Below are 13,638 nucleotides of genomic sequence, written 5' to 3' on the forward strand. Positions count from 1 at the left end.
CGGTCGATGGTTAAAAAAAGCCGGCGCCCTGGGGGTTGCCGGCCGGTGATCTTCACCTGATTCAAGAGTTAGGGTGTCTAGGCGCTTGTCCATTGCATCGTTTGCACCACGGCATTGTCGGCTGACTAACGGTCGAAGTATTGAGGAGGTACAGCCGCTTAACCGCGGCGCAGCGAGGGTGCATCCTGCCGCGCTTTCGGCCTCTACAGTATCGGCGTAATATACGGAAAGAAAAATAGATGACTTTTCAGGGAGGGTTCCTCTTTTATGACCTCACCGCGTTTACAGCAGCAATTTATCCGCCTGTGGCAAAGCTGCCAGGGCGAGTTGCGCGACACCACCATCAGCGAGTTGGCGTTACAGCTCAATTGCTCGCGCCGCCACGTCCTTTTGCTGCTGAAAAACATGCAGCAGGTAGGTTGGCTCAGTTGGCATTCCCAGGCCGGGCGCGGTAAACGTTCTCGACTGGACTTCCACTATACCGGCTTGGGGTTGCAGGGAGAGAGCGCCAGCGAGCTGCTGGAGCAGGATCGTATCGATCAGTTGGTACAGCTGGTTGGGGATCGCGAGAGCCTGCGCACCATGCTGCTTTCTCATCTGGGCCGGGGATTCCGTCAGGGTAAGCATATCCTGCGGGCGCTCTACTATCGCCCGCTGAGCAATTTGCTGCCCGGTACACCGCTGCGGCGCTCGGACAACCATATCGTCCGATTTTCAGCGGCCTGACGCGCATAAATGAGGAAAACGGGGAACTGGAGGCGGATCTGGCCCACCACTGGCAAGCGCTGGCGCCCGACCATTGGCGTTTCTATCTGCGGCCGGCGGTGTGTTTTCATCACGGCCGGGAAATGACCGTCGACGATGTCATTCAATCGCTGTCGCGCATGACCGGCAACCCGCTGTTTGCCCCCATTCTGTCTCTGAATTCGCCGGCCCCACACACAATGGATATTCGGCTCGCCGAGCGCGACGATTGGCTGCCCTGGTTGCTGGCGAGCGTACCGGCGATGATCCTGCCTGCCGAATGGCGGACCCTGCCGGATTTTCCCCGCCTGCCGGTTGGTACCGGACCCTATTGCGTGGTGCGTAACCACCCGATCCAGCTCACCATCCGCGCCTTCGATGATTATTTCGGCTACCGGGCGCTTATCGATGAAGTCAATATCTGGGTATTACCAGAGCTTTCCCATGAACTCAGCTACAGCGTGGTTCAGTTGCAAAACGTGGGTGTTCCGCCTGCAGAGGACGGCAGCGACGGCGCCGCCGCGGAAATACGTCAGGAAGATGGTGCTACTTTCTCCTCTACGACCAGCGCTCACCGCTCATGCAGCAACCAGAGATACGTCGCTGGCTCGGTGACTATCTCAATCCGCTGGCGCTGTTGCCCCATACCCCGCCCCCAAGCCAGCATTTCTGGTCGCCGGCCTACGGGCTCCTACCGCGCTGGCATCATCGCCGTCATCAATCGCCGGCGGCCAAACCGCCGGAACTAACCCGCCTGACTCTCACCCTTTATCGCCATCATGCCGAATTCGACGTGCTGGCCACCGCGTTAACGGCGCTATTAGCTGCACAGTCCATCCAGTTGGACATTAACGCCGTGGACTATGAGCAGTGGTATCGCGGCGACGCCAGCACGGATATTTGGCTGGGCAGCGCCAATTTCTCGCTGCCGCTGTCGTTTTCGCTATTCGCCACCCTGTATGAGATGCCGCTGCTGCATCGCTGCCTGCCGCCGGCGCTGTTTGATGCGGCTGAACGTTGGCGCAAACGGCAACTGCCGATGGCGGAGTGGAGTCGATCGTTGGTCGACGAACATTGGCTGCACCCGCTATACCACAATTGGCTCAGCCTACAGGGCAGCCGCAGCATGCGCGGGATCCGTATGAACACCCTGGGCTGGTTTGATTTCAAATCGGCCTGGTTCGCGCCGCCGGCGCCTTAGCGCCTGCACGCCGCCTGAAGTATCATTTCTTTTATTTTCTCTATTTGTGACACCAAATAGGGGATTTACTGTCAACCAGACTCGTAAGCATTTACAATCAATGCCGTTCTCAACGGGGTGCCACCTCCACCGCCAGCTGCGGCTGGAGTGAGCTGAGAGAAGACCCGTCGAACCTGATCCGGTTAATACCGGCGAAGGGATTTGAGAGTGCGCATTGCTGCCTCAAGTCCTTTGCAACCTTGTTCTAGGAGCGCAAAGTGTTGAAAAAATGGTTATTCTGCCTGTTACTGGCCACGGCCGCTCCGGCGCTGGCCAAACCCATCCTAAGGGTGTACACCTATGACTCGTTCTCTTCGGAATGGGGTCCGGGACCGGCGATAAAAACGACGTTTGAAAAGGAGTGCGGCTGCGAACTGAAGTTCGTCGCGCTGGAAGACGGCGTGGCGCTTTTGAACCGCTTACGTCTGGAAGGGAAAAACAGCCGCGCGGACATCGTGCTTGGTTTGGACAACAACCTGCTACAAGCGGCGCGCGACAACGGGCTGTTCGTGCCCCATGCCATCGCGACCAAAGCGCTTACCCTTCCCGGCGGCTGGCATGACGACACCTTCCTGCCCTACGATTATGGCTATTTCGCGTTTGTCTATGACCAGACCAAACTCAAGAACCCGGCCCGCAGCCTGCATGAACTGGTGGACGCCCCCCCGTCGCTGAAGATCATTTACGAAGATCCGCGCACCAGCACTCCGGGGCTGGGGCTGCTGCTGTGGGTGCAAAAAGTCTATGGCGACCATGCGCCGGCGGCCTGGGAAAAGTTGGCCGCGAAAACCGTGACCGTGACCAAAGGCTGGAGCGAAGCCTATGGTCTTTTCCTGAAAGGGGAAGCGGACATGGTGCTAAGCTATACCACCTCGCCGGCCTATCATATTATCGAAGAAAAGAAGAATCAGTACGCGGCGGCGGCCTTCAGCGAATGGCACTATCAGCAGGTGGAGGTGGCCGGGCAACTGGCCCTGGCACATCGCTTTATGCAATTTATCCTCACTCCGGCCTTCCAGCAGGCCATTCCGACCGGCAACTGGATGTATCCGGTGATTGATACCGCGCTGCCCGCCGGTTTCACCCCGCCACCGCAGCAAACATTAAGCTTTACCCCGCAGCAGGTGGCCACCGAGCGCGCCGGGTGGGTCAGCAGTTGGCAGCAGGCCGTCAGCCGCTAATGTCTGCCGCTGGTCGTCGCGGCGGCTCGCTTTCGCACCGCCGGCCCTCGCCGCCGGCGCAATCGACCCGGCGCCGGGGCTGGCGCTTCAGGTCTGCAACGCTGCTCGCCCGGTCTGCGGCAGTCGCGGGCCGCGTCAAAGCCCTACCCGGTTGGCTGTGGCCCGGCGCTACGGCGGCGGCGGTGATTGCCGTTATCGCCCTCGCCGCCTTCAGCGCCTTGTGGCGCCACGCGCCCGCCCATCCCTGGCGTCCCCTGCTGGCGGATCGTTACCTTTGGCATGTGGTGTCTTTTACCTTTACCCAGGCCCTGCTATCGGCGCTGTGCTCCACCCTGCCGGCCGTGGCGCTGGCCCGGGCGCTGTACCGCCGGCGGTTTCCCGGCCGCGCCTTGCTGCTGCGGTTCTGCGGTATGACGCTGGTGCTGCCGGTATTAGTGGGCGTTTTCGGCATTATGAGCGTTTTTGGCCAGCAAGGCTGGCTGGCGCAGCTGTGACGCATGCTGCAGGTGGAATACGGTTTTTCCCCCTACGGTCTGGGCGGCATTCTGCTGGCGCATGTTTTTTTTAATCTGCCTCTGGCGACGCGATTATTGCTGCAAGCGCTGGAAAGTATTCCGGTAGAGCAACGGCAACTGGCGGCCCAGTTAGGCATGGCCGCCGGACCGTTTTTCCGCCTGGTCGAATGGCCCTACTTGCGCCGTCAACTGCTGCCGGCGGCCGCGCTGATTTTTATGCTCTGTTTCGCCAGTTTCGCCACCGTACTGGCGCTGGGCGGCGGCCCGCGCGCGACGACCATCGAGTTGGCGATTTATCAGGCCCTCAGCTACGACTACGACGTCGGCCGCGCCGCTTTGCTGGCGCTGGTGCAAATGGTCTGCTGCCTCGGGCTGGTAATGCTCAGCCAACGGCTGGCCGGCGCGCTGCCGGTTGGCCATTCCCACCATGCCCGCTGGCGCGATCGCCAGACGGCGATGGCAGGCAGAGTGGGTGACGCGTTGATTATCCTGGCGGCGCTGCTCTTGTTGCTGCCGCCGTTGCTGGCGGTGGTCACCGGCGGCGTCAACGGCTCTCTGCCGGCGGTATTGCGGCAAACGGCGCTATGGCGGGCGCTATTCACCTCGCTGGGTGTTGCGCTGTGCGCCGGTCTGCTGTGCCTACTGCTTACCGCTATGCTGCTCTGGAGCAGCCGCGAACTGCGCCTGCGCCGACAACGGCTGGGCGCCCAACTTTTGGATCTGAGCGGCATGGTGATCCTGGCGATGCCCGGTATCGTGCTGGCGACAGGTTTTTTCTGCTGGCAACCGATAACGGCGGACTGCCCGCCTCGCCGGCGCCGATAGTGATCCTCGCTAATGCCCTGATGGCCATTCCCTATGCGCTGAAGGTATTGGAAAGCCCGATGCAGGACGTGGCCGAACGCTACCGGCAACTGTGCCTCGCGCTGAACATCATTGGCCTTAACCGGTTACGTTTGGTGGAATGGCGCGCGCTGCGCCAGCCGGCTGGGCGCGCGCTGGCTTTCGCCAGTATCTTGTCCCTAGGTGATTTTGGCGTGATAGCCCTCTTCGGTAGCGAGGATTTCCGTACCCTGCCGATTTATCTTTACCAGCAGTTCGGCGCCTATCGCAGCCAAGATGGCGCGGTGACCGCTTTGGTATTGCTGTTGCTGTGCCTACTGCTGTTTAGCTTGTTTGAAAAAGGGTCGAAGACCAATGATAACGCTGGATAAAGTGACCTGGCTTTTCCGCCATTTACCCTTGCGGTTCGACCTGCATGTCGACGCCGGCGAAAAGGTGGCGGTATTGGGCCCGAGCGGCGCGGGTAAAAGCACCCTACTCAATCTGATAGCGGGTTTCCTGACACCGCACAGCGGCGAGCTGTGGCTGAACGGCGTAAACCACAACAAAACGCCGCCGGCCCGGCGACCGGTGTCGATGCTGTTTCAGGAAAACAACCTGTTTGCCCACCTGACCGTGGCGGAGAATATCGGCCTCGGCCTGCATCCCGGTTTGCGAATGACGTCGGCACAACGCGGTCAATTAGCGGACACGGCACTGCAGGTCGGGCTGGAAAATCTGCTCGACCGTCTGCCGGCGGCGATCTCCGGCGGCCAACGGCAGCGCACAGCGCTGGCGCGCTGTCTGGTGCGCCAACAGCCGATACTGTTGCTTGATGAGCCTTTTTCCGCGCTGGACCCCGCGCTGCGCGCCGAGATGTTAAAATTGCTGGATGAGGTTTGCGCCACGCGCCGGCTGACGCTGCTGATGGTGTCGCATAACTTGGATGATGCCCTGCGGCTGGCGCCCCGCACCTTGTTAGTGGTCGACGGCCGTATTTATTATGATGGCCCGACCTCGGCGCTGGCGAGCGGCGAGTCCCCGGCGGCTGCGATACTGGGCATCGGTCGCTAAGCGCCGCGACCGCGCCACCTTTCCCCTTTCACAGCGCTTACCCGTGCCAGCACGACGCCGAAGTCCCCGCCGCGCACTATTGCCGTAACGCCCCATCGGCGTCACCTGGCCCAATCGCATTGCCGTAGCCACGCTGACTGTGCTCAGCAGCTCAGGGTGATGCGCTCGATTTTCCCCATAATCACAATCCAGGAAAAAATACTAAGCAGCGCCATACCGCCGACAAACATCAATGCCGGCGCAAAGTTACCGCCGAAGACCAGATAGCCGATAAGAATAGGAACCATAATCCCCATACTGGTGCCAACGAAATTGAATATACCGCCCGTAATGCCCACCCGATTGATCGGCGCGATGGAGGACACCACCGACCACGAAATAGCCGCCAGCCCGCTGCCAAAAAAAGCGATGGTCATAAACACGACGATCATCGTCGGCGAGTCAACATAGTTGGCGCCGATAATGGTCGTTGCCAGCAGCAGACCGGTAATGATGGGCGCTTTGCGCGCGAAAGTGAGCGAATGTCCCCGTTTGATCAATTTGTCGGAAAGATAGCCGGAGAGCAACACGCCACACCAGGCCGCCGCAAAGGGCAGCGTAGCCATGAAACCGATTTTGATAAATTCAATATGGCGGTATTTGACCAGATAGATAGGGAACCAGGTCAGGAAAAACCAGTTGGCGCAAGTCTCCCCCATGTGAGCAATCACTAACCCCCACAATTTTCTGCTGCGCAGAAAACACCTCACCGGCACCTCGTCGTTCTCCCGCGGTTCGCCATTTCTTGCCGCGCTTTTCCATTCCAGACGCCCGCCGCCTTCGCGAATCAGGTCAAGCTCGGCGGCATTGGCGCGAGATTTCAGCGGATCGCGATATAACAGCCAAAACCCCAATGCCCACACCACGCCGATGCCGCCCGTGACGTAAAACATAAAACGCCAGCCGAAGGCCACCTGTAGCCAGACCAATACCGGCGCTAGTAAGGACAGACAGACATATTGACCGGAAATATAGACGCCGACGGCGGTAGCCCGCTCGCGCTCAGGCAGCCAGCTGGTAATAATGCGATTATTCATCGGATAGGAGAGAACTTCGCTTGCGCCTACCCCCAAACGGTAAAACACCAGTTGCCAGACCGTTGACGTGGTGCCCTGTAAACAGGTAAACAGCGACCAGACCCCAATCACAATCGGGTACAACACCCGCGGCGCAATTTTATCCACCAGAAACGATCCGGGGATTTGAAACGGGGAATAGGCCCAGGCAAAAGCCGAAAAGACAAAGCCCATCTGCACGGAGCTAAGCCCCAGCTCCTCGACAATATGTGGCGCCGCGATAGACAGGCTGCTGCGATCGACATAGTCGATCACCACCGTAATAAACAACATTAAGACAATAAAGCGTCTCAGCTGGCTGGATTTGGCGCCCGCCTGGGTGGCCGCTGGCCGTTCTGCTCCCGTCATGGTTGACCTCGTTTTTTTCGCTGTTTGCTGTAGGTGACGTTAACTTTGATCAAATAGATAAATTTTTATAGAAAAATATATTATTTTTACGATCGATTGTATAAAACTGTGAGAAGGTTAACACTCATGAAGCCGCCGAAAGTCAATTTTAAGCAGCAGATTGTGCAGGACATGGTGTCGGGATTCTGGCAACCGGGTGACCGGCTTACGCTGAGTGACCTGGCAGGGCGTTATCAGGCAAGCCAAACCCCGGTGCGTGAAGCGCTGCGGGAATTATACGGTGAAGGTTTTTTGGAAATTGGCGCCGGCAAAACATTCCAACTGCGGCCGCTAAGCGTGGCGTTTATTGAAAATATTTTTGATATCCGCAGCTGTCTGGAAGTGATGCTGGTCAAAACTGCCGCCAATAAATGTCGCGCCGCCGATATTCTGCAGTTGAAAACCCTCAACCACGCGCTGGCGGAGGCAGTGAGCCAAGTGTTGTTCGACAAAGCGATTGAGAAAAACCGTGAATTCCACGATGTGATTAACGGGTTAGCCGACAATCCCGAGGCGACCCGCATCCTCAAGATGCACTGGATTTTTATTGCTTCGTTATGGAAACAGGTGGACTACGTGGCGGCGCGTTATACCGGCGTGGTCAGCGACCATGATGCCATCATCCAGGCTTTTGTGCGCCAGGATGCCGATGCCGCCGCCTCGCTGATGGGGGCACATGTGGTGAAAGCAAAATTTGAATTGATCGAGAAAGTGAAAAATCAGGCGTTATCTACGGGGGATGGAAATGAGCGATTTGCATGACAGGCCCGACGAAATCCGTATTGATCTTTGCCGAATCAGCGAAAAAACCTGCTGGCTCTTCATCTCAATGCTTACGCTTTCCGGCCTGGAAGGGTTTGGCGAAGCCACTCTGTCTGGACGTGAAAAAGAAGTATTGGCGCTGTTTGATGAGGTTGCCGCCGCGTTACTCAAAGCCCCCGAGATCTCCCCGCGCGCGCACTTTCCATCCGCACCCTCGCTGCCCCTGGCGGCGCTGATATCGGCATGCGATCAGGCCCTATGGGACCTCAAGGCGCAAGCGCGGGTGCTGCCGCTGTGCGCCCTGCTAAGCCCGGCACCGGACATCAGCGTTTACGCCAATATTAACCGCAAAACCGTCGACCGCTCGCCGGCGGGGTTTGCCGCCAGCGCCCGCACGGCCATCGCCTTCGGGCACACTGCCATCAAAATCGCGCCGTTCGATGAGGTCAACTGCCGTCGCCAGCCCCCTGCTGAGGCCATCGCAGCGCTGCAAAAAGGAATAGAGCGCATTGATCATGTCAGAAACGCCATCGGCGCGGATATCCGCCTGATGGTAGATTGCCATTGGCGCCTGGATTTACCCACGGCGCAAGCATTATTGACCTTAACAGAACGCTATCACCTGCACTGGCTGGAATGCCCGTTGCCGGAAACGCGCGCCGACTTGGATGATTTGATCGCGGTCAAAGCGCAGGCGAGCGCACAGCGCGTCCTGCTGGCGGGCTGCGAGGAAAACATCAGGACGGAGAGCTTTGCCCCTTTCTGGGACAAACGCGTTTATGACGTTTATATGCCCGATGCGAAGTATGTCGGCGGCATCGAGGAGATGATGACGGTGGCCGCAAATATCCAGCAGCAAGGTGCGACCTTTTCTCCGCATAATCCCTCCGGTCCCGTTTGCGATGCCGTCAGCGCCCATGTCTGCGCCGCCGTGAGTGGCGCGGGCATGCTGGAAATGCGATTTGATGAAACGCCGCTGTTCCCGGCCCTGATTGGCAGCGGGCCAAAGGCCGTCAAGCGCGGAAAGGTGGCTATTTCGCAATGCCCCGGGCTCGGCGTGTTATTGGATAAGGCACTGGTTGAGAAATATGCACTCACCAGTCAAACGACTAAACGCCGTAGCTGACACCTCGCCGGTCCTGCTTCCCTGGTCAGCGCATTCGGGGAAAACACGGCCGTGGGCCCCCGTCAGCGCGTTAGGCCCCCTCGTCCGGGCGCGCCGCGGTCGCCAGTTAAGCTTAAAACCGCAGCACATGCCACAGCAGGCCGGCGTACAACGGCATCAGCGGATAGCGCACTAGCAGAACGATGGCCGCCACGGCCGCCAGCGCCAGCAGCGGCGCCAGCCAGCGCAGCCGCGCGGCGGGCAGCCAGCGGCTCAGACGATCCGGCGCCCGCCTGGTGCTGCGCCCCCAGCGCCATAGCAGCCAGCAGGCCAACCAGAGCAACAGCGCGCTGCACAGCAGCAGGAGACGGAACTGGCCGGTACTTTCACCCGCCGGGATACTGATCGCCACCCCCGCCAAAATACCGGGCAGCAGATACACCGGCGGCCAACTCACGCAGCCGATAATGTTCGGTATGGCGAATTTATAGGGCGAGAGATCCAGCATGCCGGCCACCAACGGCACCAGCGGTCGGGTCGGCCCGATGAAACGCCCCACCAGGATAGTCATCATGCTATGCCGGTGCAGCGCATGCTCGGTTTTAGTTAACATGGATCGGTGCTTTCGTCGACCAGCTCTGGCAGGGGCGGGAGCGCGCCAAACGCGACCATAACGCGCCGCTGTCCCAAGCGATGAAAATCATCATGAACGCATTTTACGGCGTGCTGGGCGCGCCAGGCTGTCGGTTTTTTGACAATCGGCTGGCCTCCTCCATCACCCTGCGCGGCCACGCCATCATGCACCAGACGCGGGAGCTTATCGAGGCAGAGGGCTATCCGGTTATCTACGGCGATACCGACTCCACTTTTGTCTGGCTCAAACGCCCCTTGGCTCAGGACGCGGCGGTGGCCATCGGTCAGGCGCTGGTGAGCAAAATCAACGACTGGTGGCGAGACCACCTGCGCCAGCAGTGGAACCTCGACAGCGCCCTGGAGCTGGAATTCGAGACGCATTTCAGCCGTTTTTTGATGCCAACCATCCGCGGCGCGGAGCTGTGCAGTAAAAAACGCTATGCCGGGCTGGTACAGGACGAGCAAGGGGAAAGGATGGTGTTTAAAGGGCTGGAAACGGTTCGCAGCGATTGGACGCCGCTGGCCCAGCAGTTTCAGCAGCAACTCTATGAGCGCATTTTTCGCCGCCAGCCGTATCAGTCTTTCGTGCGCGATTACGTGCTTCAAACGCTCGATGGCCGCTTCGACGACAGACTGATTTATCGCAAGCGGCGGCGCAAACTTGGCGAATACGAACGCAACATCCCGCCCCAGGCCCGCGCGGCGCGCATCGCCGATGATTATAATCAGCGCCAGCAACGCACGCAGTAGTATCAGAATGGCGGTTGGATTAGCTATGCCATGACTACCGCCGGCCACGAGCCGCTGGAATGCCGCCAGAACCCGCCGGATTATGATCATTATCTCAGCAAGCAGTTGCAGCCGGGGGCGGACGCGATCCTGCCTTTTATGCAGGATGATTTTGCTACTCTTGTATCGGGTCAAATGGGATTGTTTTGATTGGCGGGGCGATTGGCAGGTGAAGGCGCCGTCGCCATCTATTACCATAGCGCCCTCAACGCGTAATGTTAACCTCTGACCCCGTTTCATGCCGTGTAAGTTCAGGCTTGCGCCTGCCACGGCCAGCCGCGCTATTGCCGGTAATTTAGCCCAATACAACACTGAGCCGAGAATTTATGCCTTTTACGCTAGGTCAACGCTGGATAAGCGATACTGAAAACGAGCTGGGACTGGGTACCGTCGTTGCCCAGGACGCACGGATGGTCACCCTGTTGTTTTCCGCCAGCGGTGAAAACCGCCTCTACGCCCGTAGCGACGCCCCGATTACCCGGGTGATGTTCAATCCCGGTGATACCGTTAGCAGCCACGAAGGCTGGCAGCTTTTGATCGACACCGTCGAGGAATACAGAGGGCTTGCTGACCTACACCGGTACACGTCTGGATAACGGTGAAACCGGCTGTGCGCTGCGCGAAGTATTGCTCGATAGCAAACTGACCTTCAGCAAACCGCAAGATCGCCTGTTTGCCGGCCAAATCGACCGCATGGACCGTTTCGCGCTGCGCTACCGCGCACGCAAGTTTTACAGCGAGCAGTTTCGCGCGTCGTGGAACGGCCTGCGTGGCATCCGCGCCAGCCTTATTCCCCATCAGTTGCATATCGCCGCCGAAGTAGGCCAGCGCCACGCCCAGCGCTTCCTGCTGGCGGACGAAGTGGGGCTGGGAAAAACCATTGAAGCCGGCATGATAATCCATCAGCAGTTGCTGACCTGGCGCGCGGAGCGGGTGCTGATTGTCGTTCCGGAATCGCTGCTGCATCAATGGCTCGTGGAGATGCTGCGCCGCTTTAATCTGCATTTTTCTATCTTCGACGATGAGCGCTACAGCCAATCCCTGCTCGACAGCGACAACCCTTTTGAAACCGAGCAATTGGTGCTGTGTTCGCTGGATTTCGTGCGGCGCAATAAAGAGCGGCTGACGCACTTGACCGAGGCGGAGTGGGACATGCTGGTGGTGGATGAAGCCCACCATCTGGCCTGGAGCGACACCGCCCCCAGACGAGAATATCAAGTGGTTGAACAATTGGCGCAACATATCCACGGCGTGCTGCCGCTGACCGCCACGCCGGAGCAATTGGGCATGCAAAGCCATTTCGCCCGTCTGCGTCTGCTGGACCCGGACCGCTTTCATGACTATCAGGCGTTTGTCGACGAACAGCAGCGCTACCGCCCGATGGCCGATACCGTGGCGTTGCTGCTAAACGACGAGCCGCTGGATGCCGCGGCCATGGCGGTGCTGGCTGAGATGCTCGGCGGGCAAAATGCCGATGCGCTGCTGGCCCGCGTCAATGAGCAGGGGGCGGCCGCCCTGGACGCGCGTCGTCGGCTCACGGCCATGTTAATGGACAGCCACGGCACCAGCCGGGTCATGTTCCGCAATACCCGCCAGGGTTTGAAAGGCTTCCCGACGCGCCGGCTGCACTCCTGCGCCCTGCCGCTGCCCGCGCAATACCTGACGGCCTTCAAAGTGGCCGGCATCATGGGCGGCAACCAGGGGCTGGATGAGCGCGCGCGTCATATGCTCTTACCCGGAACAAATCTTTCAGCAATTTGAGGGGCAAAATGCCACCTGGTGGAATTTCGACCCGCGCGTGCAATGGCTGGTAGACTTCCTGCTCGACCAGCGCCAGGAAAAAGTGCTGGTGATCTGCGCCCATGCCGGCACGGCGCTGCAATTGGAGCAGGTATTACGCGAACGGGAAGGCATCCGCGCTGCGGTGTTTCATGAAAGTTTATCGCTGGTGGATCGCGACCGCGCCGCGACGTATTTCGCCTCAGCGGAAGACGGCGCGCAGGTGCTTCTGTGCTCGGAAATCGGTTCCGAAGGCCGCAACTTCCAGTTCGCCAGCCAGATGGTGATGTTCGACCTGCCCTTTAATCCGGATCTGCTTGAGCAACGTATCGGTCGTCTGGACCGCATCGGCCAGAGCCGGGACATCCAGATCCATGTTCCTTATCTGGAGCAATCGGCGCAGGCGGTGCTGCTGCGCTGGTACCATGAAGGGCTGGATGCCTTCGAGCATACTTGCCCCACCGGCCGCGCGCTGTATGACGAGGCGTTCCAGACCTTGCAAGGCTATCTGGCGGAGCCGGGCGCGCTTACCGGCCTGACGGCGTTTATCCACGATTGCCGCGCGCGTCACGATGCGCTGAAGGCGCAAATGGAGCAGGGCCGCGACCGCTTGCTTGAGCTGCACTCCAACGGCGGCGAGCCGGCGCGCGTTCTGGCGCAGACCATCGCCGAGCAGGATAACGACAGCCAACTGGTGAATTTTGCCCTTAATCTTTTTGATATCATCGGCATAAGTCAGGAGGACCGCAGCGACAACCTCCTGGTGCTCAAACCGTCTGATCATATGCTGGTACCTGATTTCCCCGGCGTGCCGGAAGAGGGCTGTACCATTACCTTTAACCGCAATCAGGCGCTGGCGCGCGAAGAAACGCAGTTTATCAGTTGGGAACACCAGATCATTCGTAATGGCCTCGATTTGGTTCTGTCGAGCGGAAGCGTCAGCAGCGCGCTGTCGCTGCTGAAAAACAAAGTCCTACCGGTCGGCACCCTGTTATTGGAGCTGATTTACGTCGTGGAGTCCCAGGCCCCGCGCAATTTGCAGCTTAACCGCTTCTTGCCCGCCACCCCGCTGCGCCTGCTGCTGGATAAAAACGGCACCAATCTGGCGCCGCAGGTGGAGTTTGAGCAATTCAACCGTCAGTTGAACGCGGTCAAGCGCCATACCGCCAGAAAATTGGTCAGCGCGGTGCAGACGGAGGTGCATGGGATGCTCACGCACGGCGAGCCGCTGGTCGCCGAACAGGCCCGGGCGCTGATTGACGAGGCGCGGGCGGATCTTCGCCTCGGCGCTGAGATGAGCCGGCTGCAAGCGCTGCGGGCGGTCAACCCGGCTATCCGCGACGACGAATTGGAGGCGGTGGCGGAAAACCGCCGTCAGGTGCTCCAGCACCTCGATGAGGCCACTTTGGCGTTTGGATGCAATCCGCCTTATCGTGGTGACACAACAATAAACCGCAACCCCTTCCCGGCGGTTGCTGCCGCCGGGATCACC

The 13,638-nt window shown here is 59.4% G+C and carries 6 protein-coding genes, 4 pseudogenes and 1 riboswitch; of the genes and pseudogenes, 8 read left to right on the forward strand and 2 right to left on the reverse strand.

From position 1 onward, the window contains the following. Nucleotides 1-267: 267 nt before the first annotated feature. The 4 genes and pseudogenes from sgrR (at nt 268) to thiQ (ending at nt 5,576) form a co-directional block, all read left to right on the forward strand. Nucleotides 268-1,945, forward strand: a pseudogene (gene sgrR, locus JZM24_RS10190) (HTH-type transcriptional regulator SgrR). Between the two features lie 103 nt (nt 1,946-2,048). Next, a riboswitch (TPP riboswitch) is annotated at nt 2,049-2,163 on the forward strand. Nucleotides 2,164-2,205: 42 nt separating this feature from the next. After that, complete coding sequence (thiB, locus tag JZM24_RS10195; protein WP_220098904.1) at nt 2,206-3,165, forward strand: thiamine ABC transporter substrate binding subunit; 960 nt, start codon at nt 2,206-2,208, stop codon at nt 3,163-3,165. Between the two features lie 101 nt (nt 3,166-3,266). Continuing rightward, nucleotides 3,267-4,894: pseudogene (gene thiP / locus JZM24_RS10200) on the forward strand (thiamine/thiamine pyrophosphate ABC transporter permease ThiP). Next, nucleotides 4,878-5,576: a thiamine ABC transporter ATP-binding protein ThiQ gene (gene thiQ, locus JZM24_RS10205; protein ID WP_215669560.1), complete on the forward strand. Its 699-nt coding sequence runs from the start codon at nt 4,878-4,880 to the stop codon at nt 5,574-5,576. The pseudogene thiP and the gene thiQ overlap by 17 nt, the downstream one beginning before the upstream one ends. A 143-nt stretch (nt 5,577-5,719) precedes the next feature. Here the strand turns inward: thiQ and JZM24_RS10210 are convergent, their stop codons facing one another. Next, nucleotides 5,720-7,039: an MFS transporter gene (locus JZM24_RS10210; RefSeq protein WP_215669561.1), complete on the reverse strand. Its 1,320-nt coding sequence runs from the start codon at nt 7,037-7,039 to the stop codon at nt 5,720-5,722. Nucleotides 7,040-7,165: 126 nt separating this feature from the next. Between JZM24_RS10210 and JZM24_RS10215 the strand changes: the two genes are divergently transcribed. After that, nucleotides 7,166-7,840, forward strand: coding sequence for a GntR family transcriptional regulator (locus JZM24_RS10215; RefSeq protein ID WP_215669562.1), 675 nt, complete (start codon nt 7,166-7,168; stop codon nt 7,838-7,840). Further along, nucleotides 7,824-8,966 (forward strand): mandelate racemase/muconate lactonizing enzyme family protein, encoded by a 1,143-nt coding sequence (locus JZM24_RS10220; protein WP_215669563.1) that lies wholly within the window; start codon nt 7,824-7,826, stop codon nt 8,964-8,966. The genes JZM24_RS10215 and JZM24_RS10220 overlap by 17 nt, the downstream gene beginning before the upstream one ends. 112 nt (nt 8,967-9,078) lie before the next feature. Here JZM24_RS10220 and JZM24_RS10225 read toward each other — a convergent pair whose 3' ends face one another. After that, nucleotides 9,079-9,558: a DedA family protein gene (locus JZM24_RS10225; RefSeq protein WP_215669564.1), complete on the reverse strand. Its 480-nt coding sequence runs from the start codon at nt 9,556-9,558 to the stop codon at nt 9,079-9,081. Nucleotides 9,559-9,566: 8 nt separating this feature from the next. Between JZM24_RS10225 and JZM24_RS10230 the strand changes: the two are divergent. Both JZM24_RS10230 and rapA read left to right on the forward strand, forming a co-directional pair. Continuing rightward, a pseudogene (locus JZM24_RS10230) lies at nt 9,567-10,517 on the forward strand (DNA polymerase domain-containing protein); the annotation flags it as partial. A 176-nt stretch (nt 10,518-10,693) separates the two neighbouring features. Beyond that, nucleotides 10,694-13,597 (forward strand): annotated as a pseudogene (gene rapA / locus JZM24_RS10235) (RNA polymerase-associated protein RapA). Nucleotides 13,598-13,638 lie beyond the last annotated feature (41 nt).

This window comes from Candidatus Sodalis endolongispinus, assembly GCF_018777395.1.
GTDB lineage: Bacteria > Pseudomonadota > Gammaproteobacteria > Enterobacterales > Enterobacteriaceae > Sodalis_B > Sodalis_B endolongispinus.